Here is a 26,508-nt window from a genome sequence, read left to right as displayed (position 1 = left end):
GAAATGCGAATTTTAGTAATTGAAGATGATTTACACTTAGCAGACAATCTGCGTAATGCATTAGAAAAAGAACGTTATAGTGTCGATCTCTGTCATGATGGCGAAGCTGGTTTATTTCACATCACAGAATATCCTCTTGATATGGCGGTAGTTGATTTAGGCTTACCAAAAATTGACGGTATTGAACTGATCAATAAAGCCCGCGCACAAGGGATTACAATTCCAATTCTGATTTTAACAGCACGTGACCGTTGGCAAGATAAAGTTGAAGGACTTGATGCTGGTGCTGATGACTATTTAACTAAACCATTTCATGTTGAAGAGTTAATAGCGCGGTGTAACGCGTTGATCCGTCGTAGCGCAGGTAAAGCAAATCCTGAAATGACTGCTGGGCCTATTAAAATTCACACCCGCTCACAACAAGTGTGGGTTGATGACCGAGAGCTAAGTCTCACCGCATACGAATACAAAGTGCTTGAGTATTTAATGGTTAATCCACAAAAAGTGATTTCCAAATCTGAGCTAACAGAGCACATATATGATCAGGACTTTGATTTAGATTCAAATGTAATCGAAGTATTCGTACTGCGCTTACGTAAAAAGCTTGACCCTGATGGTACTTTAAACCCAGTAGAAACACTACGCGGACGCGGTTACAGGCTTAAAAGTCAGTGGTAGCATCGCAAATACCGTTAAAAGTAAGGCAAGGATTTATCCTTGTCTTTGTTTTATTGGTCGCTTTACCCATTTTATTCTTCTCTATTGGTAAGGCATACTATGCTTCGTTAGTCGAAGCCACCGAAAAAACCCTCGAAGCCCATTTATATTCTTTAATTTCAGAAGTCGATTTTACTGAGCGCGGCATTATCATGCCCAGCACTATTTTAGCTCCTGAATTGAATCGTTTAAATTCTGATACTTATGCGATGATCTATCGTGAAGAACAGCCTGTATGGCACTCTGAGTCGGCGGTAAATGTTAACTTTGTGCCTGACGAACTAGAAACCAAAGCAGGCGCTGCCGACTTTCGTCGTGTGGAATATAAAAATACCGTGTATTGGCAACTTAGCCTAACCGTTATTTTAAATAACATTGACCAGTCAGAGCATGCTCGCTTTATTTTATTAAAACGCAACGATGCTCTACTGCGCTTAATGGATGGTTTTAAGCAAACCCTTGTAAACTGGATGTACGTCATGGGTGTAGCCATTGCAGCATTAATGGCTGTGGGCTTTGTGTGGAGCGCGCGGCCGTTGCAACGACTGGATAAAGAAATAAAAGCCATTGAGTCAGGTGATATTCAAGAAATTAAAGGACTTTATCCTGTTGAGCTGCAAACTATAAAAGCCGATTTAAATTTACTACTCGAAACTCAGCAACGCCAAAAAGAGCGCTATCGTGCGTCTTTAAGCGACTTAGCTCACGCACTTAAAACGCCACTGGCAGTATTAAAATCGAGCCCGCTTGCCAACGATGCCGATGCCCAAGAGCAGCTTGACCGTATAAATGTGATGATCGAACACCAATTAAAACGCGCTGCAACGGGTGCAGCTGATACATGGAAAAAACAAACAGCCATTAAGCCGGTGCTAGATTCAATCCTCAATGCAATGAGTAAAGTTTACCGCGATAAAGATATTATTTTTACCCATGCGGTTAAAGACAAAGATTACTTTTTAGGTGACAAAACTGATTTACTCGAACTACTCGGTAACTTAATTGATAACGCCTGTAAAGCTTGTCGCTCACAAGTCGATATCCAAGTCATTCAAAAACGCAACCTCACTATCGCTATTAGTGATGATGGACCCGGTGTGCCGGTTGATAAACGCGAATCCCTGCTTACTCGTGGTACCCGCTTGGACACCTACGAAAGCGGACACGGTGTCGGTATGGCGATTGTGTCAGATTTAGTAAAGTCGTATCACGGTAACCTGACTATTTTAGATGCTGATACCTTAGGCGGCGCGAAATTTATTTTAGAGTTTAATTATAATGATAAAAAATAACTGGTTAATAGCTGTATCTGGGCTGCTTTTAGCACTAAGTACAACAACGTTTGCAGCAGAAGAGCAATGTACAGTCGTTGAGCAAGCAACACCTGATGAAGCTAAAAAATATATTCAATGTTTAGATAAACAGATAGAGACCTTAACCCGTATTCAACAAACCTGGATAAATAAAATCACTTTAGATTTAAATAAAATCCAAGAAGATACCGGTAACTCTCAGTTGCTACCAATTTTTAAACGTAGCATTATCAATTACCAAAAATACCTGGAAGACAGCTGTAAATGGCGTTATTTACACAAAGTACCCAACGCCACCCAGGCTGCAATTGTATATAAGCGCTGTGAATTGCGTATATTAGAGCAGCACATTACTGTATTAAAACAACCTATCTGACCACCACGGTGGTTATTTAGAAGGTGACTCGATTTCTTCACCATTACCTAACAGAGTCGCTAACCAGCGCCCTTCGTCGCTGGCTTCTAAGGCTATTTTAACAATCATCGTCAATGGCACCGATAACAACATACCTACCGTGCCAATCAGCCAACCCCAAAAGATGAGTGATAAAAATACCACTAAGGTCGACAGTCCTAAACCTTTACCCATGTACTTTGGTTCAACTATATTACCCATCACGGTATTAATAGTTAAATACCCTACTGCTACAATCCCTGCGACCAATGGTCCTTGCGTGATCAAAGCTAATAAAACTGCTGGGATAGCAGCAATAATAGAGCCAATATTAGGAATGTAATTAAACATAAATGCCATTACCCCCCATAACACGAAGTAGTCAACATTTAAGATCCACAGTAGTAGCCCAGCTAATATGCCTGTACCAACGCTTACCACTGTTTTGATCGCTAAATAAGAGTTAATAGAATTTAAAAAACGGTCTATTTGCTGCATTTTCATATCAGGATCGTCTAATGCCATATGAATTTTATGACTAAGCATAGGCCCTTCAAAAAGCATAAATACCACAGTTAAAATAATTAAGAACAAATTTGCCATCACGCCACCTAAGCCAGTCAGCATACCGGTGGCAACATCAATCATTTTTCCCGGGTCGAACATTGATATAACTTGCTCTTTATTGAGCAAAATATTGTACTTGGCAGCAACATCAACCAGCCAAATAAACTCATCCTGTAACTTACTTTTATATTCAGGTAAATGCTGTGAAAAGTCAGTCAATGATTGCCCGACTAAGCTGGCAAGGCTAACCCCTAAGCCAACCACCATCAACATCACTAGCATGATCGCGATGCCTTTAGGTATTTTGTAACGACCAAAAAAACTTAATAAAGGACTACAAATAATGGCAATAAATGCTGCAAGTACAAACGGAATGACAATTATACTTGCCGCTTTAATACCAGCTAAAGCAATCACCAACGCTGCAAAGATAACTAAACTTTTGTTTACCCCAGTTAAACTAGCCAAACTACAATCCTTTAAAATATAAACTGCAGCTAGTGTATGTGAAAAGTCTGTAAAATGAAATATTTGCAAAGTGATCAAAGCAGCCTACTCTACGTATAACGATTACATAATTACTAAAAGAGTTTTATTGCTATGCATATCTTAATAACCGGCGCAACAGGCCTGATCGGTCGTCATTTGTGCCCTGAGCTAAACAAAGAACATCAATTGACAGTGCTCACCCGCAATCCTGCAAATGCGACAAAACTGTTAGGTGAGAACATTAATGCGACTGACTCCCTTGAAGAGGTTGATTTTAACAATCTCGATTGCGTTATCAATTTAGCCGGTGAACCCATAGTAAATAAACGCTGGAGTGAAAAACAAAAACAAATACTGCGAGACAGCCGTATTACGATCACTCAACAAATTAGCGCTGCAATTAACCAATGCGATACACCGCCGCATACTTTTATATCAGGCAGTGCGGTCGGATTTTACGGTCGCCAATCAACCACCGTAATTGACGAAAGCTTTGTTGATGTGACCCCTGAATTTAGTCATCAGCTATGCCATGATTGGGAACAAGCCGCCCTGCAAGCAGAATCAATCAATACTCGAGTATGTTTATTACGTACAGGTATCGTTTTAGCTAACAATGGTGGTGCATTAGCCAAAATGTTACCGCCATTTAAATTAGCACTAGGTGGTCCTATTGCTGATGGCCAGCAAGGCATGTCATGGATACATATCGAGGATATGATTAATTTAATTATACACATTATCAATAATGTGCAACTCAGTGGCGCAATTAATATGACCGCCCCAACACCTGTATCAAATAGCGAATTTAGTCAAAGCTTAGGTAAAGTATTAAATCGACCAGCAAAAATAACTATGCCTGCATGGGTTCTAAAATTAGTAATGGGTGAAATGGCAGATTTGCTGCTTTACGGACAATATGTACAACCAACTAAAGCTCTTGAAAGCAGCTATTGCTTTCGTTATAAGACATTAGATACTGCACTTACGAATTTATTAAAGTGAACGCAGTATTTATGCTAGATTACTATATGGCAATAGAACTAGTCAAAATGGGCTAGTTGGCCGGTATTTCTCATAATGTTTTCATTACTTAATGTTAAGGTCCACATTATGAGATACGATATTAAGCGAATTTACAGCATCTATCTAGAGCTCTATCGGAAGCTTCTAAAACGTTTATTTAGCTATAAGTATCTTTTTACATCTCGATTAGATGGTAGTTTAGCGTAAAATAACTAACGGCAATAGCGTGTTTTCTATCATTTTTAGGGTGTTACTGCCCAAAAAAGCATGTGCTATTTTTGAATGCGAAAAGGCCCCCATTACCAGCATTGCTATTTTATTTTTAGTTTTATATGCCATTAAAGAACTAAAAATATTACCCTCTAAAATACTTGATTTGACTTCAAAACCACTTTCAATAAGCAACGCTTCGGTGCGTTTAAATTTTTCCAACAAATCATGTTTGCCATTTTCTACAGTCACCAAATGACACGTTAAATGATGCAACAAACCACCAGCAATAATCTGTTTAACCATTTTATCTGCTGTTTCTCGTCCATCATAAGCAAGCATAAAGTTGTTCGGCTCACTAAAGTGACGATTGGCAATTAAAATAGGTGTATGAACATGGCGAATAACCTGCTCAATATGCGACCCAATAGCTTTAAAATTCTGTTCGTGAGTTTTACCGCTTCGGCCAATAACAATCAGTCGCGCTGCATCTTCAAGGTCGCAAATTGCCTCAACAATACCGCTATGGCGCTGCTTACTTTCAATTGACTTACACCCTTGTTGGCTAGCAAATACACTCGCGTGATCTAACATTTCTTTGCCTATTTGCAATGCTAATTTACTGCGTTGCTCATCCAGTGTCGCCATCTCTGATAATAATGATGTAGTTGCACCAAAACCAATTATGCCACTTAAGTCGTCAATCACAGCAGCGTTTTGTTTTTCTATGGCATGCAAAAATAGCATCGATTTATTAAGTTTCTTGGCCGCCCAAATCCCCGCCTTACACACATCATCTGTGTAAACTGAGCCATCTATACAAGTAATAATTTTATTCATTGTGCTCTCCTTAATGGCCTGTCATGAGTTTTTCAACTTCTTCAGGGTCATTGTGAACGCCAAATTTGTCAACAATCGTTGCTGTCGCGTCGCTCATACCAATAATCTCGACCTCTGCACCTTCGCGTCTAAATTTAATCACAACTTTATCAAGCGACGACACTGCCGTAATATCCCAAAAATGCGAATGAGTTAAGTCAATCACTACTTTAGCAACGACCTCTTTAAAGTCAAACGACTCAATAAACTGCTCTGAGGATGCAAAAAACACCTGTCCAACAACCTGGTATACTCGTTCATCAGCCGATGATTGCGCTGGCTTTACAACCATAAAACGACCAATTTTATTGGCGAAGAATAGTGTCGCCAATAGCACACCGACCAATACTCCCATGGCCAAATTATGCGTTGCGACAACAACAACGACCGTAGCAACCATTACGATGCTACTTGATAATGGGTTTTTCTTTAAATCTCGCAGTGAATTCCAAGAAAAGGTGCCAATCGACACCATTATCATCACGGCAACCAGTGCCGCCATTGGAATTTGCTTTAGCCATTCATCTAAAAACACTACCATAAGTAGCAGAAAAGTACCCGCGGTAAAACTTGATAAGCGGCCACGTCCCCCTGATTTTACATTAATGATCGACTGGCCAATCATCGCGCAGCCGGCCATTCCTCCCATTAAACCTGAACCTATGTTCGCGATCCCTTGACCTTTACATTCACGATTTTTATCACTAGCGGTATCGGTTAAGTCGTCAACAATTGTCGCTGTCATCATCGACTCCAATAAACCAACGACAGCAAGGCCAAATGAATAAGGAAGAATTATTAGCAGTGTGTCGAGGTTAAAAGGCACATCAGGCCATAAAAATATTGGTAAGGTATCTGGTAACTGGCCCATATCGCCAACAGTTCGAATCTCAAGTCCTACCAACATTGCAACCAAAGTTAAAACCACGATACACACTAGTGGTGATGGAATTGTTCTGCCTATCACCGGTAAGTAAGGGAATAAATAAATGATCCCAAGACCCGCAGCCGTCATCGCATATACATGCCATGTTACATTCGTCAGCTCCGGCAGCTGTGCCATAAAAATAAGAATTGCCAACGCATTTACAAAGCCTGTAACCACGGAGCGAGACACAAAGCGCATTAAACTCCCCAGTTTTAAATAGCCTGCAATAATTTGTATCACACCGGTGAGTAATGTCGCCGCCAAAAGGTATTCTAAACCATGCTCTTTAACTAAGGTAACCATCAGTAAAGCCATAGCGCCAGTAGCGGCAGAAATCATCCCTGGTCGTCCACCCACTATCGAAATAACCACGGCAATACAAAATGAAGCATACAAACCGACTTTAGGATCCACGCCCGCTATAATAGAAAAAGCAATCGCTTCTGGTATGAGCGCAAGCGCCACCACAGTACCTGCTAGTAAGTCCCCTCGGATGTTAAAAAGCCAATCTAGTTTTATTTTTTCTAACATAAAAAACCTTGTCATGTAGTTAACATTAACGCCCATACAGCAGTCAATAAAACACCGACAATGCTTTTACTAAACGATGACAACCGCATTTTCATTAATGTTTTTTTATTTATTAAAACGGCACATAAGCGCCTACCAATGTTTGGTATATAGGTATCACGCAGCGGTGATTTAGAGGAGGAATAACTTAGGGCGGCGTTAAACGCAAAACATTGTTCCTTATGTAGAATGAATAAATTATCGTCTTTATTCTTGCATCTAACGTATTTTTAAGCAAGCCAAGTAACTTTTGTGTAGGCGCTGACAGCTGCTGTCACTCCTTACCTTGCCAATAAAAACACATAAAAAAACATGCCATCATTTACCCGTTCCTTCTCAAACGGCTGCAACGATAAACATTGTAAATACATTTTAGTTATCGTCTTTTTAAGTTGTTAAATACATATATGCGACTAAACTTTAAGAATAATTACAAAAACTTATCAAATAAATGAAAAAGTACTTAGTCTTTCTATTGTTGTTTAGTGGATTCGCGAAAGCGACTATGACCCCTGTTTCTTACCAAGTCGGTGATCAAACAATCGTTGCTCCAGCAGTACGATATGAATATGGCTATGCTTACAATATTGAAGCAAAGAAACTTTTAAAACTAGTCACTTTAAATTGGCCCCCTTATATTGATGAATCACTTTGTAACAACGGTTGGCTATTTCAACTAACCGTTAAACTACTACTACAAAAAGGTTATGGAGTGCATATAGAGTTTCTCCCATGGGCCCGAGCACTAAGAGCGGCCGAATTAGGTCATGCAGATATTTTATTTCCTGAGTATTTTATTGATAATAATGTTATGTCAGAGAATAAGCCAAATAAAACGCGCAATGATTTAATGGCTTTATCCTCGGCTATTCCAGGTGGAAACTTGTCACTAGTCGCACTAAATGGCAGCCACTCAAACTATGACGGCAGTGTAGAGTCTATAAAAGATCAAATTATTGGTGTTGTCCGAGCATATAAAAACACCCCAGAACTCGATAAACTAATTGACTCAAAACAAATTAATACCATTGTTGCCAATAATGAGTTTCAGCAAATTCATTTACTTATGAGCCTACGGGTAGACCTAATTGTAGCTGATTTTGACGTGTTGATTGCCAGCATTGAAAAGTCTGCTGCCTCCGAAAAAGAAAAACAACAAATGAAAACTGCTCTAATGGTATTGTCCCCACCTCTAGGTTACAAACCCCTCTATTACACAGTAAGTAAAGCAAACCCATATTGGCAGGAAATTTTAGCCGATCTCAATAACGAGATAAAAAAAATGAAAGAGCAAGGAGCACTTTCAAGCTATATTGAAGAAAAAAAACAATGTAGCAGCTAAAAATAAGGCGCTTAAATGTTAGCAAATAAGCGCCTATATATTATTAAAACAACGACTCAAATGTCCCATCAGGAAATAATATACCAGGAACCCCTCTTACCGCTGTTACATCTGCGATTTGTGTATCGCCAAAATATAATCCACCACTGTAGTTTCGACCTTTTTGCTTAACATCTAACCAGCGACCTTGAGCACCGTGGATCACGGCATTAATATTATTGCCAACAGTACGTAAGTTAATTTCAAGTGCTCTATCCTTTAGCCGTAAGGCAATCTCTGCATTGCTAATATCAGCTAAACGATTCAAACGACCAACATAAGCAAACTGAAAATCCGGTGCGCCATTTAATGGCGTTATCAATTGCACAGCAAATGCAAGATTCTGTGTAGCTTCATTTATAAATGGCGTTGCTTCTATTGCTTGTAGGTTAAACTGTGTCGTTTGATTTTCACTAACAAGCTGACCTTTAAAGTCAAAGCCAGATACCACTGTCACAAGCTCTTCAAAAGGAGTAACGAAGCGATCAGCGTTTAGCTTTATATCACCGGTTAAGACGCCGCTATTGGCACTTTCTAATGAAACCTTTGTCTCTATATTCAGCTGCCCGGTTGTTTCACTTTGATCATTTGAAAATGGATCGTCAGTTCCATCAAATGACAACACTAAATCACTCACATCGGCGTTTAGTTGAGCATCTTTGCCTATCACTTTCGCACTAATAATACCGGATACTTTATTACCCAGCAGTCCACTTACTTGCCATTGTGGAATATTTAAATCTAGCTGTACGTCATGCTCATCATACTGGCCACTAATAGCCCAAGAATAAGGGGATTGTTGGTAGTTTATTGTCAGTCCCTGTAAATTATAAACTCCTGCGTCGGTATTATTTAATGGCGAAAAGTTATAGAGCACGTCATAAAGCACATTCGCTAAAACGATAATAGTTTGTTGCGAGTCTTCGCCTAATATTGTTTCAAATTCAGTTAGCTTTTGTTTGAGCTCATCACTGTACGTTTGCTCTTGTAAGCGTGCCACACCTATTATATTACGCACATCTTCGAGTAACTCACGAGAGTGTAATTGCTCTTCATCTCGTTCTAGTGGCGAAATATTGCTAGCATTCCCAATCATAACTAGCTTTTGTTTGACCTCTCCAACGACGGATTGCAATAATTGATTACCATCTTCATTAAGTAAATTCTCTGACACATAGCGATCTGCAAAAGTACGATAAAGTGGCAAACTTGCTAACTGGGCCTGTTGTTCTACCACCGTATTATTGGCTGTATTTAAACTCGCCTCGATATCCGCAGCTCTTTTTAAGATCACACCAAAAGTCAGTGCATTAGTAAGCAACTCAGCTTCAAGGCTGTCATTCAACTGACTATGAGTGAGGTGATAAAAAGGTGTCGCACTCAAGCTTTGTGTGGTTATGCTTATGTCTAAGTTATTGTCGCTAATCACTGAGCTGATCGGCGATAAATAAACCTTATTTTCGCCCGGGGCTGCAAAAAAATCAGCACGGTAACTTAATGTCACATCCATCACTTCTTGATAATCAATGCGACGATTAGAATTCTGATCATTCGGGTTGTTTCTCACTGTGCGACCACAACCTGCAAAACTTGGACATGTTAACGTCGTTGCATTTGAGGTAAATTCAACATGATGAAAATTTAAAGTTGTGGTTGGTAAAGTCACATCATTAATATTTGCAACGTCAATATTTTCTATAGAGCCCGTGTTATCATTAATGAGTGTTAACGTACCCGCAGTGGATTGCCAAGGCGCAATATAAAAGCTTACCGAGGAGGACGTCAGCATGACAGGCAAAGTGTTTGTTGTGCCATTATCTGATGAGTCACCACAACCAACTAATGACATAAGTAAACTAACTGATATAAGTTTTTTAAACATCACAAGTCCTTAAAACGCTAACTTCAGGTACCAATTTACATTGGCATAATACGCTTTATCAATATCGAGATTATCGGTCTGTATATTAAAACCAAAATAATCGTTCTCAATACCCAGCAAAAATGCTTCACTTTTTATTTCATAACCACCAATAACTGCCCAATGATCCCAAAAGTGCATGCGTGCTTTTAATTGAGAAAACGTATCTTGATCAAATTGTTTAACCATCAGCTCTGAAGAAAACAAATCATTAATACGATAATCCGCATAAACCTTAACGCGCACCGGCATATCAAATTTATGTGTAACTTCATTACCATACTCTGACGTTGCTAAGCGTATTGTAGGCTCAGTAGCAATATCGCCATCATCGTTTTCAGTAAATGGGAGCTCTGTTGTATAACCATTTGCAAAACCACTTTTTTTATACTCGGTTTCATACAGTAAGTCTTGTGCGAGAAGGCCGATGGTTAAGTCTTGATTTATTTTCCAATTAACTGCTAAATCAACGCTGTACCCTAAGCCGGATGGGTTCTCATCAGGAGTAAATCGCTTAAATAAAATATCTTTCGAAAAATAAGAGTCAACTGTTAATGCGCCTTGGATCTCATCACTATAAACTGTACCTTCTACATTTATATCTTGAAAATGCGTACTAGCAAAAACCGTTAATTTAGGCGTTATTGTTAATGCGTCAGAGTCTAAAAATTTGAAATCATATGAAACAAACAATCCATTGGTGGTTGATTGCTTACCGTCTAGGTAATAAACATAATTTCTATCTTCAAAAGGAAGGTCATTTTTTTCGGTATGAAAGTAAACAGCAGTATCCGGATCAAAACTTAAAACATAATCAAAACGACTTTGATAACCGACTTTAAAATTTCCATAACCAACGCCAAACTCAAACACATTATAAGTAAATGCGCTATCACCTGATGTAAGTGGAGCATCAAAGTCGTCAATAAAGGCAGTGACAGGTTGTGCTTCTGTATACACTTCTGAATCGAATGTGGTAAAGACTTGAAACTGCTCTGCAGCGTAACTAATAGGGGTAATTAAAAAAGCGGAAAATCCTAACGTGAGAATTTTTTTTTTCATACTTATTTCACTTGTTATTATTTAAGAGGGAGAACGACTCTCCCTCTTATTTTTACGTTACTTCGATGAATCTAAAAAACTAATATCAGTGTAATCGATAACTTCACCATCAATATACTCTACAGAAATACCATTTGTGATCTCTGTTACTGTACCAAACTTCATCATCGCACCTGCGAAGTTAGCATTTACGCTACCCATAAAGTCCTCACCCTCTTCTGCCATCAAAGATAGTGTATAGCCAATACTATTATGTAACTCGATATCAACGGCATAATTATCATTTTCATTTGCCCAATCAACAGATAACATCGCAGTGAAATCAATATCACCTGTAACACCTGTTGCGCTGATCATGCCAAGCTCTGTTACATCTGCGCCAGATATGCTTAATGTACCAATAAATCCTGAATCACCGTCAACTATTTCAACACGACTCCAGCCATCTACTGATAACACATTTCCATCAACAGCCGTATCGCTTGAAACTTCCTCTTCAAAGTTAATTACTAAACAAGAATCTGATAGATCTTTAGGAATAGTCCCACTGTTAGCGTCGATACAATTCTGTAAAGCCTCACCCATATCATCAAGTGTTTCAATACTAACTTTTGCACCATCAACTGTTTCAATCATACCGCCAAACGCAAATACAATTGCTTTATTATTGATAGAACCATTAACGTTGATCTTATCGCCATTTTCACTATTAACAAGATTTAGCTCTAATGCATCTTTATCAAAGCTATACGTCCAATTAGGATATCGTGTAGAAACAACACCAGTGGCTTCATCTCCTAAGTCCCAAGCTTCTGTTAGCACATCATAAATAACTTCGGCAGTATCAAATAATGCCCGACCGCCTGTTTTCGTTACCAAAGTTGCATTTCGAATACTCTCAGTGCCTGCTTTAACATCAACTAATACTGTAAATGTTGCAATTGCTGCTTGGGCATCAGATTCAAGTGAGGTTGCACTGCTCAAAGCAGTATCTGCTTCGTTGCTAACGCTTGTGGCTAATGTAGCACTGAGTTTAGCTTCTGCAGATAAATTTGTAGCAATCTCTTTATCACTCGCTTCAGCGGCAATATCCATTAATGCAGCAGCAGCAACCTCAGCTTGTACTGCCGCATTAGCGAGTTCGGCTGCTTTTGCACTAGTCGCTGTAGCCACGGTAATTGCAGCTTGAGCGGATGACAAAGCAAGTTCTGCATTAGCTTTGTTGTCAATCGCTGCAGCGGCAACTGCAATCATAGCTGTTGCTAAATCACTTTGCGCAATCATTGCCGCAGAATCAGCAGCATCTAGGTTATTGCTTGCGATAGTCACATTGCTTTTTGCAACGTCGATATCGATGCCTAATGCAGTCACAGCCTCATTAGAGCGAACCACCTCAGCATCAATCCCCGTAATTAAAGTTGAAACCGCTGCGAGTTGGGTTGCAACAGCGCTACTTAACGAGTTTGCTTTATCAACTAATTGTTGATATTGCTCACCTAAACTTGCGGCGGTTGTTGCAATCCCTTGTGTTGAAGCAAGTGCAGCAGAAAGCTCTACTTGTAACTGGCTATATTCCGCCTTGCTCCCTGATAACGTAAACACATCAGCACTGTAAGCCAAAACCTGCTCGGTTGTTTCTAAACCAGCATCACCCAACGTTTTCACTTTTGTCAATTCAGCAGTACCAACAGCGATTGAGTCGGTAGACGTAGTTAATGCAGCAGTTGTTGCAGTAACTTGTAATTCTAACTCAGCCGCTACTTTAGCTGTTAGATCATCACCAGCATCACAGTTATCTTCACAGCCAATTTTCTCTAATGCTTTTTTAACTTCTTTTGCGGTTTCTTTTAAATCTTTATCAAGCCCTTTATCTTTTGCTTTTGCTTGCACATCTTCAACAGCTTTGGTGGCTTTATTTTTGAGTTTTGCAATTTCATCAGGATCGGTAATACCTAAGTTTTCAGCAACTTTAGCAAATGCTTCATCAATACCTTCACCTGTAACTACTGCGGCAAAAATAAGGCTGGTATTCTCAACTGCTTTTTGTAACTCAGCTGCAATCTTCTGGACAATTTCATTGTCACTGTTGCTTACTTTGCCTTCTTTAACAGCTGCAGATAGACTTGCAATCAGGTCTTTTAATGAGCCATTGGCACCCGCCCCCGCGACAGACTGCAATGAAACGGCAGTTTGAACTAATGCCAAAGTACCTGCATCCAGTGAATCACCTTCGCCAATATCACTGAAATCAACCGCACCACCAAGAGAAATATCACCAAGTAAAGAAGCGGCTTTAATTGCTGTATCAGGCCCTAATACTTGAATTAATGTTTTTAAACTTGCCGCTGCAACTGCTTCATCTGAGACTGCTGAACCATCTTTAGCACCGTCTAACAACATTTTTGCTGCGATACTCGTATATAAAGTCACATTAGCAAAGTACTGCTGCACACCAGTACCATCACCCTCCGCGAAATTAATACCACGAGCACTTGCTGGTGCTGGTGAAGCTTTAATAAACTTAACAACTTGTAATTCAAGATCATCTTTGTACCATTCGCCAAAATCAATCGCGGCATCGCCATTATTGATCATCCCAGCGACTTCAGATGCTGCTGGGGTTTCATCATAGCTGCCACAACCGGTAAATGAATCACACTTGACCATGCTGTCATCTTCTTTCGACGTACTCACCGTAATATAAAGCGGACCCGAAAAGCCGTCTTCTAGATAAATATTATAGGCACCACTGGTTGACGTCATTGTCTCTGTTGGATTAGCTGCCGCAACCAATGCCAATGCTTTGGCATCAGCGTCTGCTTGTGAAGTTGTCGATTCTGCAGTATAGCTTGCATCAGATGCAGCCTCTAAACGATAAGCTACTGGGACAGATTCCCCCGCATCATCAACAGTAGATACTGTCACTTTGGCATTTTTTAACGCGCCTTTTACAGCTTTCCCCGATATTTGGGTATTAAAATTAGTGCTGACTTCGCCTTTGTATACTGTAACTGGTTCAGGCTTGTTATAGTTATTATCATTTTCTGAGCCACAACCGGTCAGGCCGAGAGTCAATGCAACCGAGGCTGCAATTGGGGTAAATTTAATTATTCTTTTCGCCATGAAAATCTCCTAGGGTGCTTGTTAGCAAATAGCATTACTGAAATCGTAGCCTATATTAATATCAACAGTCATTTAAGTTAAAATTATGTATAAAACCGTATCAAATTAACGCAATTAACCACATTATTATTACATGTTATCAACTTACCACCAATATATGACAATTTATAAAAAAATGTAATTTTAATTACACCTGTAAATATGCATCTAACTAGCACTGCCATTTTTAACACAAGTTAAAAGAAATAAAATAAAAAACATTTAAAAACAAAGAATTAAAAAAACACTGTTTTTTTTTGAAACTCATTGAGGGACTAACTTTAGGGGAAATATCAACCAAAGAATACAATTTGACGCAATGCTGTTTACATTTTTTCACATAAATATGGATGTAAAAGTGGCCTGACTGCCACTTTTAGTTTTATTTCACTAATTAATTGACCTCAGGTACTCGGACAACGCCTTCCATTAGCACACGAGCACTGCGACTCATACTGGCCTTGGTAACCTGCCACTTACCGTTTTGAAGTATCGCTTGCGCGCCTACAGTTAATGTACCTGACGGATGACCAAAGTTAACTTCGCTCAACTGACCGCCACCAGCTGCAAGATTAACGAGCGATCCTGCTATCGCAGCTGCGGTGCCGATTGCAACAGCGGCAGTACCCATCATGGCATGATGAAGTTTCCCCATCGACATGGCACGTACCAGTAGGTTGATATTATCACTGTGAATTTCTTTACCGCTTGAAGCTAGATATGTCATCGGTTTATTAATAAATGCCACTTTTGGTGTATGTTGACGCGCTGCCGCCTCACTAATATGAGCGATCAAGCCCATTTTAACTGCCCCATGCGCTCTAATAGACTCAAGCTTAGCTAATGCTTGTTCGTCATTATTTATATCATCTTGAAGTTCAGTGCCGGTATAGCCGATATCTGCTGCATTAACAAAAATAGTAGGGATACCCGCGTTGATCATAGTGGCTCTAAGTACACCAAACTCAGGGACTGCTAGTTCATCTACCACATTGCCTGTTGGAAATAGCGCACCATCGCCATCCGCTGGATCAATGAACTCTAATTTCACCTCAGCGGCGGGAAATGTCACCCCGTCGAGTTCAAAGTCACCCGTTTCTTGTACTTCACCGTTGGTCATTGGCACATGCACTAAAATGCTTTTTTTAATATTAGCTTGCCAAACTCGCACTATAGCCATACCGTTTTCTGGAATACGGCTAGCATCAACAAGACCATTACTAATTGCAAATGCGCCAACTGCAGAGGTTAAATTGCCGCAGTTCCCGCTCCAATCAACAAACGCTTTATCAATAGCAACTTGGCCAAATAAGTAATCAACATCGTGATCAGCTTGCTCACTTTTACTTAAAATAACGGTTTTACTGGTACTAGAAGTAGCCCCCCCCATACCATCGGTTTGTTTGCCATATGGATCTGGGCTACCAATCACTCGCAGCAATAAATTATCTCGCCCAGAACCTGCCACTTGTGCAGCCTCTGGTAAATCGCTGAGATTAAAGAATACCCCTTTACTAGTGCCACCGCGCATGTAGGTGGCAGGTACTTTAATTTGTGGTTTAAATGTCATGACTGTTTTCCTTATACACTTTGCGTGGCTTCTAAAAAGTCTTGAGCAAAGCGTTGTAATACGCCACCTGCAGCATAAATGGATAGTTCTTCTTGAGTATCAATACGGCACTTTGTTGGCACATTTAATACTTCACCATCAGTGCGGGTAATCGTTAAATTAACGCTCGCACCTGGTGTTAATTCACCAGTTACATCGTAACTTTCACTACCATCTAGCTTAAGCGTTTTACGGGTAGTGCCCGCTTTAAATTCCAGCGGTAATACACCCATACCAATTAAGTTAGTACGGTGTATGCGCTCAAAACCTTCTGCAGCAATAACTTCAACGCCTGCTAAACGCACGCCTTTGGCTGCCCAATCACGAGAAGAACCTTGGCCATAGTCAGCTCCTGCAACAATAATTAATGGTTGTTTGCGCTGCATATAGGTTTCGATTGCTTCCCACATCCGAGTAACTGTGCCCTCAGGCTCAATACGGGCATATGAGCCTTGTTTCACTTCGCCATTTTCAATCACCATTTCATTAAGTAATTTAGGATTAGCAAAGGTTGCACGTTGCGCAGTTAAATGGTCGCCGCGGTGCGTTGCGTACGAGTTAAAGTCTTCTTCTGGCACACCCATATGCGTTAAGTACTCACCTGCTGCACTACTGGCCATAATTGCATTTGACGGTGATAAATGATCAGTTGTGATGTTATCGCCAAGTACCGCTAATGCGCGCATACCTTTCATGGTACGCTCACCAGCGAGTGCGCCTTCCCAATATGGCGGGCGGCGAATATAAGTACTTTGTGGGCGCCAATCGTAAAGTGGGTCGTTATCTTCACCGTAATCAACGGTTAAATTAAACATCGGCTCGTAAACCTTCTTATACTGCTCAGGTTTTACGCTTTGTTTAATCACTGCGTCAATCTCTTCATCTGATGGCCAAATATCTTTTAAGGTTACGTCATTGCCCTGCTGGTCTTGTCCGAGTACGTCTTTTTCAATATCAAAACGAATAGTTCCTGCAATGGCATAGGCAACTACTAATGGCGGAGACGCTAAAAATGCTTGCTTAGCGTATGGGTGAATACGGCCATCAAAATTACGATTACCAGAGAGCACAGCCGTGGCGTATAGGTCGCGATCAATCACTTCTTGTTGAATAACGGGATCAAGCGCACCACTCATACCGTTGCACGTAGTGCACGCAAAGCCAACAATACCAAAACCAAGTTGCTCTAATTCTGACAGTAATTTTGCATCTTCAAGATACGATTGCACTGTTTTTGAACCCGGTGCTAATGAGGTTTTAACCCATGGCTTGCGAGTTAAGCCCTTCGCATTTGCATTACGCGCAATAAGACCAGCTGCTATGACGTTACGTGGATTACTGGTATTCGTACAACTAGTGATAGCAGCAATAATACAGGCACCGTCCGGCATTAAACCGTCTTCATTTTCAACAACCCCAGAGATCCCCTGCGCTGCCAAATCACTGGTTGAAACACGGCGATGCGGATTTGACGGTCCAGCAATATTGCGGCCAACGCTTGATAGATCAAATTTTAATACCCGATCGTACTGCGCTGTTTTTAGGCTGTCGCTCCACAGACCGGTAGTTTTTGCGTAATTTTCAACTAAGGCAATTTGCTCTTCTTCACGTCCTGTTAGGCGTAAGTAATCAATGGTCATCTGGTCGATATAAAACATCGCTGCGGTGGCACCAAATTCTGGTGTCATATTTGAGATAGTAGCGCGATCGCCTAATGTCAATGCATCTGCGCCTTCACCATAAAACTCTAAATAGCTTGATACGACACGCTGGCCACGTAAAAACTCAGTGATCGCAAGCACGATATCCGTTGCTGTAATACCCGGTTGACGTTTGCCACTGAGTTCAACACCAATAATATCAGGCAAACGCATATAAGAGGCGCGGCCAAGCATCACGCTTTCGGCTTCAAGGCCGCCAACACCTACTGCAATGACACCTAACGCATCAACATGCGGTGTGTGGCTATCAGTACCGACTAAGGTATCAGGAAAAGCAATCCCATCGCGGCTTTGGATCACCGGCGACATTTTCTCAAGGTTGATTTGATGCATAATGCCGTTACCCGGAGGGATCACATCAATATTTTTAAACGCAGTTTTAGTCCAATTAATAAAGTGGAAACGGTCATCGTTACGTCTATCTTCAATAGCGCGGTTTTTTTCAAAAGCATCAGGATCAAACCCTGCGTATTCAACGGCTAATGAGTGATCAACAATCAGCTGTGTTGGTACTACTGGGTTAACTTTAGCTGGATCGCCGCCTTTGGCTGCAATGGCATCACGCAAGCCAGCTAAATCAACCAGCGCTGTTTGTCCCAAAATATCGTGACAGACTACGCGCGCGGGATACCAAGGGAAATCTAAATCTTGTTTGCGTTCGATAAGCTGCGACAGTGCTGCGGTTAGCATTTGCGGCTCACAGCGGCGTACTAAATTCTCTGCTAAAACACGTGATGTATAGGGTAAGGCTGCGTACGCACCAGCCTTAATTTCATCAATTGCAGCTTGGGTGTCAAAATAATCGACATTAGAGTTAGGTAAGGGTTTTCTGTATTTAGTATTGTTTATGATAGTCATTACAAGACTCGCTAATTTGGTGACGGTGGTCGCACACGTATAGCGTGTTTAAGGGATGTATGAAAAAAGAGGCCTTAAAAACTATGCGCTAGTGGCAATGTGCAAAAAATAAAAGGTGAGCGTATTTTCGCCCACCTTTAATAGTCTTAACGTGATTCGATTGGCGTATAACTACGCGCTTCTGGCCCAGTGTAATCTGCACTTGGGCGAATAATACGGTTATTAGCGCGTTGCTCTTTTACGTGTGCGGTCCAGCCTGTTACACGGCTCATAACAAAAATAGGGGTGAATAACTTAGTTGGAATGCCCATAAAGTGATACGCCGATGCATGGAAAAAGTCTGCGTTACAAAATAACTTCTTCTCACGCCACATAATTTCTTCACAGCGCACTGATACTGGATAAAGTACCTCGTCGCCTAGCTCTGCAGCGAGTTTTTCAGACCACTTTTTAATGATCACATTACGTGGATCTGATTCGCGATAGATTGCGTGACCAAAGCCCATAATTTTATCTTTACGCTCCAGCATGCCCATGATTTCTTGCTCTGCATGGTCTGCATCTTTAAAGCCTTCAATCATATCCATTGCCGCTTCATTCGCGCCGCCATGTAATGGGCCACGTAACGTGCCAATGGCACCTGTTACACAAGAGTGAATGTCAGATAATGTCGATGCACAAACGCGACCAGTAAAGGTTGAGGCATTAAATTCATGCTCTGCATATAAAATCAGCGATACATTCATCACTTGAGCAAATAACTCTGATGGCGCTTTATCATGTAGTAGCGTTAAAAAATGCGCGCCAACTGAGTCATCATCAGTTTGTGTTTCAATACGCACACCGTCGTGAGTAAAACGATACCAGTAACAAATAATGCTTGGGAATACCGCAACCATACGGTCAATGGCATCATTAGCCTGACTAAAGTCATGCTCCATTTCAAGGTTACCTAACATAGAACACCCTGTGCGCATAACATCCATTGGATGCGCGTCTTTTGGAATGTTTTCAAGTACAGTTTTCAGTGCCGGTGGTAAACCACGTAAACTTTTTAGTTTAGCTTTGTATTCGCTAAGCTCTGCAGAGGTCGGTAATTCACCGCGCGAAAGTAGGAAAGATACTTCTTCAAACTGCGCTTTTTCAGCAAGCTCTGCAATGTCGTAACCACAATACGTTAAGCCTGAACCGGTTTGCCCTACTGTACAAAGTGCTGTTTGGCCTGCTACTTGTCCGCGAAGTCCTGCGCCGCCTAATGCTTTATCTACCATGATGTGTCTCCTGTTGAATTTATTATTATTTATCAGATTTTGCTGAAAAAAGGTTATCGAGTGTATTTTCATACGAGTGATAATCTAAAAAGTCATAAAGCTCAGCACGTGTTTGCATATTTTCAATTTGGCTCTGTTGAGAGCCTTCATTTAAAATTGCTGAATAGACGTTAAGTGCCGCTTTATTCATTGCTCTGAACGCGCTGAGTGGGTAAAGCACCATTTCTACGCCTACATCACTTAGTTGCTCTTTAGTATAAATTGGCGTTTGGCCAAACTCAGTAATGTTAGCCAAAATAGGCACATTAATCGCTTTGGTAAAGGCTTGATAGTCGGCAAGATCGTGTACGGCTTCTGCAAAAATCGCATCGGCGCCGGCTTCAACACAGGCTGCTGCACGTTCAATCGCGGCATTTAAGCCTTCTTTTTGAAACGCATCAGTACGCGCCATAATGTAAAAGTCACTGTCAGTTTTAGCATCAACAGCTGCTTTAATACGGTCAACCATCTCGCTTTGCGAGACAATTTCTTTATTCGGGCGATGGCCGCACCGCTTTTGCGCTACTTGGTCTTCAATATGAAACCCCGCCGCGCCGGCTTTGGTCATCTCTTTGACTGTGCGAGCAATATTAAACGCCCCGCCCCAACCTGTATCGGCATCAACTAATAATGGTAAATCGCTAGCACCAGTAATACGGCGAATATCCTCAAGTACGTTATCAAGACTGGTCATCCCCAAATCAGGCATACCAAATGAAGCATTCGCGACACCTGCACCTGAAAGGTAAATTGCTTGATGACCCATTTTTTCAGCCATCATCGCCGTGTAAGCGTTGATTGTGCCGACGACTTGTAATGGATGATTATTGGCAATCGCCTGTTTAAATTTTAATCCTGCTGACATTACATTCTCCTAACTTTGAACGGGGTTGCTTTATGACAACTTATATTTTTTAATGGTTTAATATGACGTTTTTACTGCTCCACGCGCTCATTTTGCGCGGCATGTAAATTAAACTTCGTTTGTATATTGGCTTGCGATGCACTGATATGGCGCTTCATCAATAACTCAGCTAATTCCCCATCATGGTTTTCAATCGCATTAATAATGGCTAAGTGCTCATCAAACGCTTTTGATACGCGAGGCCCAACCATGCCCATTTGCACACGATACATACGAATTAACTGATAAAGTCCGTTACTCAATAAGTGAATAAGGTGGTCGTTTTTACTGCCTTTAATAATGCGATAATGAAAATCCAGATCGCCGGCTTCTTGATAGTAAGACTCACCCTCTTTTACACGTTGTGTTTTCAGATGCTGATTAAGTAATTGCTTTAAACTTTGTACTTCATCCGGTGCCATATTGTCGGCAGCTAAACGACACGCTAAACCTTCAAGCGCACTGCGAACTTGATATACTTCTATTAAACGTTCAGCTGTAAGTGCCACAACACGACAACCCACATTCGCTTTACGCTCAACTAAATAACAACTTTCAAGGCGGTTAAGCGCTTCACGAAGCGTTGCACGGCTTACACCATAACGCTTTGCCAGTTCTGGCTCGGATATCTTGCTACCTTGAACAATACTGCCTTCGACAATTTCTCGACGCATATCCACAAATACCTGATCTGAGGCGGTAGTAATAGGTGTTTCACTAAAAGCATCTTGCGTCATTGTTCACCTTCTAAGATTGTCGACAATTTACGGATACACTATGGTCTTTAGCTGTAAATGTGTCAACCCTAAATCAGTAAAAACTGCGTTTAAAAACGGCTATTGTCGACATAAGTATAATAAATAATGTTTAAAAACACTTAAAACACACATTTATGCACCAAGTGTCGACAGGCTTGTATACTTTAAAAGATTATTTAAGGCACTGCTCTGAGCCACTAATAATGCTAGAATACAACTTTAAAATTCTCTGTGAGCACTGCCTTGGACGCCAATACCTATATTCCCCAGCATTTTATAGATGACGTAAAGACCTATTTACCAGCACACCTAACATTGGATGACTTTCTCAATGCCTGTCGCAGACCGCTTCGTAAATCTGTACGTGTCAATACGCTTAAAATGTCGGTTGAGGATTTTCAGCAGTATGCCCTTGATAGAGGCTGGACATTAAGCCCAATCCCATGGTGTAGCGAAGGTTTTTGGTTAGAGCGCAGTGAACATGAAGAGCAAGCTCTGGCACTGGGTAACACGGATCTACATTTAAGTGGCGCTATGTATGTACAAGAAGCCAGTTCGATGCTGCCACCAATAGCACTTAAAGACGCATTAACTGATGCAACTCATGTGCTCGACATGGCATCCGCTCCTGGCTCTAAAACTTCTCAATTAGCAGCATTAATGAATAATCACGGGGTATTGGTTGCCAATGAACTGTCGTCATCTCGTTTAAAAGTACTCAGCGCAACCTTAAAGCGTATGGGAGTTGGCAATTGTGCATTGTCGCATTTTGATGGGGCTATTTTTGGCGATTATATGTATGAATGCTTTGACAGTATTTTACTCGATGCCCCATGCTCTGGCGAAGGTACGGTTCGAAAAGATGCTGATGCCTTAAAGAATTGGTCAATTGAGTCAAACATTGATATTGCCAAAGTGCAAAAAAACTTAATAAAAAGCGCTTTCTATGCATTAAAACCAGGCGGTACATTAGTCTATTCAACCTGTACTTTAACCCCGCTCGAAAATCAGCAAGTGTGCGAATATCTTCTCACTGAGTTTGCAGAGCATCTTGAAATACAACCATTAGATCATTTGTTTGCAGGTGCAGAGCGAGCCACAACCAGCGAAGGCTATTTGCATGTCTGGCCGCAAACATTCGACAGCGAAGGCTTTTTTATTGCTAAGTTTAAAAAGCTTGCTAGCTGCGATAATCCAAATCAAAAAGTAAAAAAAGGTGCATTCCCTTTTCAGCCGTTTGACAAAAAATCCAGCCAAGCATTTTACACTGAGCTAAAAAAACAATTTGACCTGACATCACTCAGCGGCTCACTAATGCAGCGCGATAAAGAACTGTGGCTATTCCCTGAGCAGTTTGCCGCCATTGAAAACAAAATAAAATACGCGCGACTTGGTATCCACCTCGGCATGATCCACAAAAATGGGGTGCGTCTTAACCACGAATTTGCCACCGTATTTGGTGGCCAATGTAAGGCTAATGTAATTGCGCTAAGTAACGAGCAGGCCAATGACTACTTTCAAGGTAAAGATATTCGTTTAAGCGAACCTAGCAACGCACTTGGCGAAGTGGTTTTAACCCTTTGTGGCTGTCCGATAGGGCTTGGAAAATGGCAAAAAAATAAAATTAAAAACTCCTTACCTCGAGATTTAGTACAAAACACTCAACTGATCAGCTGGTGATAATAATAAGGTGTGGATAAGTTGGCAACAACCAATGTATAAAATTTAAGCTTTGCGCTTCGTTTTAAGACAAACAGTTGTTTTATAAGCAGTATAAAAAATCATCATTTATTGGGTTTTTTTACATATGTTAACTACACTTAATATTACTTTCTACTTCTCCCTTAATGAACTTAGAAGGTGTTTTTAAAGTTAGCGCAGGCTCATTAGAGCCATCCCCTAAGCCCAGAACAATGCGGATTCGTTCTGGGCGTTTTTTTGTCTATAAATAAGCTATCGTCTTGAAATTTATTCAGTCACTTAGGTAATCATTGCTTTATTACACATAACTTGTTTCTATATATAGACTAGGAAAGTGTAAGGACTACCATGTTAAAAATATCTTCATTGATCATGACTATTTCAGTACTGTCATTCTCTGTTATTGCCAATCCTGAGTCGCAAAAATACCTTGGTTTTAATTACCCGCATAAAGCGCAAAATGCTGTGAGTATCACGTTTGATGATGCCCGTCACAGCCAAGTCGATGTTGGCGCTGCGATTTTGAACAGGCACCAAGTCAAAGCAACTTTTTATGTTTCCCCTTTTAACGTCAAGCAGCGCCTAACTCAGTGGCAAGACGCGGTAAAATCGGGCCATGAAATTGCAAATCATACCAGCAGCCACGTATGTACAGGGAATTTTGAATGGTTAAGAGCACAAGACTTATCACTTGAACACACTACACTCAAGTGGCTTGAAAATGATATTTTATCAGCGCAGCAATACCTAAAAGATCATTTAGGAGTGACCCCTCGCGCCTTTGCTTATCCGTGCGGCAATACATTTGTTGGCCGGGGCATTGATACTAAGAGCTACGTGCCTTTAATCGCTAAACATTTTGACAGCGGCCGAACTTGGTTAGATGAGTCAGCTAATAATCCTAATTTTACTGATTTTGCACAGCTAACAGGACTTAGGATCGACGGAATGAGTTTTGATGAAATCATTACCATGCTGGATCAATTACGGGAAAATAATGCTTGGTTGATTTTAGCGGGCCATGAAATTGGTAACGGAGATCAATATACCACTGACGCAAAAGTACTCGAGCAATTGCTTGTTTATCTGAAAGATCCTGCTAACGGTTATTGGTTAGATACAGTAAGTAACGTTAGCGACTATGTAAGACAACAGCGCAAACCATTAAATTAATCATTGCTTAAATCAAACTCTGTGGTGCGATTATCGGGATGGAGTAACTGATAACGCGCCAGCTTTCCTTGTTGTAATTCAATCAAACTAATCGCTGAATCACTCACCAAGTATTTTTGCCCCTCCCCGATGGTTTGATGTTTATCGACTTCCATCTGCCAACGCTTTGTAAAAAAGTTTAACGGGCTTTTCGGCGCGTATAAAATCGAGTCTAACTTATCCAGCACGTTAATTAATTTACGCGGAAACTCATTTTTAATACCACTGGCAGTAAGTTGCCAAATTCTATTGGGGTGCTTACCAAAGCGTTTCTGTACGGAAAAACAGAATGAGTAATGTACATCACCCGATAAAATAAGCGTTTCTTTTGGGGTATCGTCACGGCGAAAGGTATCCAGTAACTTTTTAGCTGAGCCTTCGTGGGCCATCCAGTTTTCAACATCAACTAATAATGGCTGTCCGCAAATATTAAACAATGACTGAATAGCTTCAATTGATTTAACGCCAAACACCGGTGCGGGTGAGACAATGATCACTTGTTCATGAGTCACTAAACTGCCTTCTAGCTCAGTGAGACGCTCCCAATCAAGTAGACCAGAGGGCTCATTAAAGTTTTGCTCATTACGCCAACGATGAGTGCGGGTATCCAGCACGACCACTTTAGGCACAGTATTCAGCTCATAATGCCAATGATTAAACTCGAGAATGGTTTTATCAAACGCTTTAAATTGCCATTGTTTTTGCTCAGAAAAACTCGTCTTAAACGCATCAAGTAAAGCGGCTGTTTTATGACCTGCATCATTGCCAAAGCCTTGCATCAGCCAATAACTGATCAAGCCATTATTAACAATACGGCGGCTAACTGGATGTTGGTAAATAACCTGCTCCCAACCAGCCGTCAAGTTCCAATCATCGGTAACATCATGATCGTCAAACATCATTAACGTTGAAATATTTGCCAGTAGCACCTGAACGTGTACTAAGCCATTTTTAAAATCCGTTAAAGCTGCTTTTTCATTATCAAAAACTTGCTGGCATTTGGGCGAGCTTGCTTGATAGCTAATACTATCAAAGTCAATTAAGTCCCACAGTAACGGGCTAAAATTGAGTAAATAAAGGGCTATAAACTCTTCAAAAAAGATCAAGTGATTTGCAGCTTTTAAGCTTGAAAAATGTGGCTCATCTTTTTTTAGCCAATAGCCAACCCCTATTTTATTGCGTTTTTGCCAAGGGACCGTCGGTAAATATAAGTGGCGCTGATACAGTTGTTCACTTAACTGTGCAGGTAAATCAATTGCCAGTGGTTGCTCTTTGTATATTCCTAATACGCTGATCAGTCGTTCAATTGCTAATAACATCGCACCAGCAACATCATCGGCATACACTTGATCACCAGAGAGCAGTAAAACATCCGCCCCGGTTTTATTTACACTGCGATTTTGCTGTTGAAAATCATTCGCAGCCACTAAGCTATCTTTTGCAGGATGATGTGGGTTACGGCATGAGCCATGTAAAATCTGCTCAAGTTTTTGCGGGATTACAAATTCAGGGGTGGCTTTTCCTTGATAACAAAAATCACTTAAATCAACGTCTAAGTTGCTGTTTAATAGGCGGTAGCTGATCAGCTGATTAACAGGCAATGTTGCGGAAATCGGTTTTACGATCACAAAGTGCAAGTAAAGATGAGTACCTAAAGCAATGCTCTGTTGCTCACTAAAAACGTCTATATCATCAAATTCAATACTAAATTGTGATGCTACAGACGTTGCAAACTGTATGCAAACCTCTGCAGCATCAGCTCGGCGCACCATCGGCCCCATTATTAATAGAGGAAGTGATGCTGTGCTCATATGCT

General features: G+C 40.8%; 19 protein-coding genes. 7 read left to right on the top strand and 12 right to left on the bottom strand.

Annotated features, from left to right (window positions below; genetic code table 11):
* The first annotated feature begins 3 nt into the window (after positions 1-3).
* From H5162_RS02100 to H5162_RS02090, 3 genes are read left to right on the top strand one after another with little or no spacing between them, the layout of a single operon-like run.
* Complete coding sequence (locus H5162_RS02100) at positions 4-678, top strand: response regulator transcription factor (RefSeq protein WP_016709350.1); 675 nt, start codon at positions 4-6, stop codon at positions 676-678.
* The gene (locus H5162_RS02095; protein WP_182777518.1) at positions 672-2,009 is read left to right on the top strand and encodes an ATP-binding protein; all 1,338 of its coding nucleotides are present in this window, start codon (positions 672-674) and stop codon (positions 2,007-2,009) included. The genes H5162_RS02100 and H5162_RS02095 overlap by 7 nt, the downstream gene beginning before the upstream one ends.
* On the top strand, positions 1,996-2,406 hold the full coding sequence (locus H5162_RS02090; protein WP_145233626.1) for a hypothetical protein: 411 nt from the start codon (positions 1,996-1,998) through the stop codon (positions 2,404-2,406). The genes H5162_RS02095 and H5162_RS02090 overlap by 14 nt, the downstream gene beginning before the upstream one ends.
* A 12-nt stretch (positions 2,407-2,418) precedes the next feature.
* On the opposite strand, the gene H5162_RS02085 is transcribed toward H5162_RS02090, so the two are convergent.
* The gene (locus H5162_RS02085; RefSeq protein WP_182757681.1) at positions 2,419-3,459 is read right to left on the bottom strand and encodes an AI-2E family transporter; all 1,041 of its coding nucleotides are present in this window, start codon (positions 3,457-3,459) and stop codon (positions 2,419-2,421) included.
* Between the two features lie 132 nt (positions 3,460-3,591).
* Here H5162_RS02085 and H5162_RS02080 point away from each other — a divergent pair, with 132 nt between their 5' ends.
* The gene (locus tag H5162_RS02080; RefSeq protein ID WP_145233619.1) at positions 3,592-4,485 is read left to right on the top strand and encodes a TIGR01777 family oxidoreductase; all 894 of its coding nucleotides are present in this window, start codon (positions 3,592-3,594) and stop codon (positions 4,483-4,485) included.
* Between the two features lie 219 nt (positions 4,486-4,704).
* On the opposite strand, the gene H5162_RS02075 is transcribed toward H5162_RS02080, so the two are convergent.
* Together H5162_RS02075 and H5162_RS02070 are read right to left on the bottom strand one after the other, a co-directional pair.
* Positions 4,705-5,556, bottom strand: coding sequence for a universal stress protein (locus tag H5162_RS02075; protein ID WP_182777516.1), 852 nt, complete (start codon positions 5,554-5,556; stop codon positions 4,705-4,707).
* Between the two features lie 10 nt (positions 5,557-5,566).
* The gene (locus tag H5162_RS02070; protein WP_182777514.1) at positions 5,567-7,054 is read right to left on the bottom strand and encodes a SulP family inorganic anion transporter; all 1,488 of its coding nucleotides are present in this window, start codon (positions 7,052-7,054) and stop codon (positions 5,567-5,569) included.
* Between the two features lie 544 nt (positions 7,055-7,598).
* Here H5162_RS02070 and H5162_RS02065 point away from each other — a divergent pair.
* A complete protein-coding gene (locus H5162_RS02065) occupies positions 7,599-8,435 on the top strand; it encodes an ABC transporter substrate-binding protein (RefSeq protein WP_259398171.1) in 837 nt (278 codons plus the stop codon).
* A 43-nt stretch (positions 8,436-8,478) separates the two neighbouring features.
* Here H5162_RS02065 and H5162_RS02060 read toward each other — a convergent pair whose 3' ends face one another.
* From H5162_RS02060 to H5162_RS02025, 8 genes are all read right to left on the bottom strand, one after another.
* The gene (locus H5162_RS02060) at positions 8,479-10,356 is read right to left on the bottom strand and encodes a hypothetical protein (protein WP_182777512.1); all 1,878 of its coding nucleotides are present in this window, start codon (positions 10,354-10,356) and stop codon (positions 8,479-8,481) included.
* Between the two features lie 9 nt (positions 10,357-10,365).
* The gene (locus tag H5162_RS02055) at positions 10,366-11,457 is read right to left on the bottom strand and encodes a hypothetical protein (protein WP_145233608.1); all 1,092 of its coding nucleotides are present in this window, start codon (positions 11,455-11,457) and stop codon (positions 10,366-10,368) included.
* 57 nt (positions 11,458-11,514) lie between these two features.
* Positions 11,515-14,580, bottom strand: coding sequence for a hypothetical protein (locus tag H5162_RS02050; protein WP_182777510.1), 3,066 nt, complete (start codon positions 14,578-14,580; stop codon positions 11,515-11,517).
* 433 nt (positions 14,581-15,013) lie between these two features.
* On the bottom strand, positions 15,014-16,189 hold the full coding sequence (prpF, locus tag H5162_RS02045; protein ID WP_145233606.1) for a 2-methylaconitate cis-trans isomerase PrpF: 1,176 nt from the start codon (positions 16,187-16,189) through the stop codon (positions 15,014-15,016).
* An 11-nt stretch (positions 16,190-16,200) separates the two neighbouring features.
* Positions 16,201-18,807 (bottom strand): Fe/S-dependent 2-methylisocitrate dehydratase AcnD, encoded by a 2,607-nt coding sequence (gene acnD, locus H5162_RS02040; RefSeq protein ID WP_182734856.1) that lies wholly within the window; start codon positions 18,805-18,807, stop codon positions 16,201-16,203.
* Positions 18,808-18,953: 146 nt separating this feature from the next.
* Positions 18,954-20,078 carry a 2-methylcitrate synthase gene (gene prpC / locus H5162_RS02035; RefSeq protein ID WP_145233600.1) on the bottom strand — a complete coding sequence of 375 codons (1,125 nt, stop codon included), beginning with the start codon at positions 20,076-20,078 and terminating at the stop codon, positions 18,954-18,956.
* Between the two features lie 25 nt (positions 20,079-20,103).
* Positions 20,104-20,982: a methylisocitrate lyase gene (gene prpB / locus H5162_RS02030; protein WP_145233598.1), complete on the bottom strand. Its 879-nt coding sequence runs from the start codon at positions 20,980-20,982 to the stop codon at positions 20,104-20,106.
* Positions 20,983-21,053: 71 nt separating this feature from the next.
* Positions 21,054-21,758, bottom strand: coding sequence for a GntR family transcriptional regulator (locus H5162_RS02025; protein WP_182734859.1), 705 nt, complete (start codon positions 21,756-21,758; stop codon positions 21,054-21,056).
* 264 nt (positions 21,759-22,022) lie between these two features.
* On the opposite strand from H5162_RS02025, the gene rsmF reads away from it, so the two are divergent.
* Both rsmF and H5162_RS02015 read left to right on the top strand, forming a co-directional pair.
* Positions 22,023-23,459, top strand: a complete 1,437-nt coding sequence (gene rsmF, locus H5162_RS02020) for a 16S rRNA (cytosine(1407)-C(5))-methyltransferase RsmF (RefSeq protein WP_145234083.1) — start codon at positions 22,023-22,025, stop codon at positions 23,457-23,459.
* 369 nt (positions 23,460-23,828) lie between these two features.
* Entirely contained in the window at positions 23,829-24,653 is an 825-nt protein-coding gene (locus H5162_RS02015) for a polysaccharide deacetylase family protein (RefSeq protein ID WP_182731435.1), read from the top strand.
* Here the strand turns inward: H5162_RS02015 and H5162_RS02010 are convergent.
* Positions 24,650-26,503: a metallophosphatase gene (locus H5162_RS02010; RefSeq protein WP_182777508.1), complete on the bottom strand. Its 1,854-nt coding sequence runs from the start codon at positions 26,501-26,503 to the stop codon at positions 24,650-24,652. The genes H5162_RS02015 and H5162_RS02010 overlap by 4 nt on opposite strands.
* Positions 26,504-26,508 lie beyond the last annotated feature (5 nt).

It is taken from the genome of Pseudoalteromonas sp. SR41-8 (genome assembly GCF_014163915.1).
Classification (GTDB): Bacteria; Pseudomonadota; Gammaproteobacteria; order Enterobacterales; family Alteromonadaceae; genus Pseudoalteromonas; species Pseudoalteromonas rhizosphaerae.
Note: the sequence above shows the minus strand (reverse complement) of the source record. Positions and strands in the feature narration are given on the sequence as shown.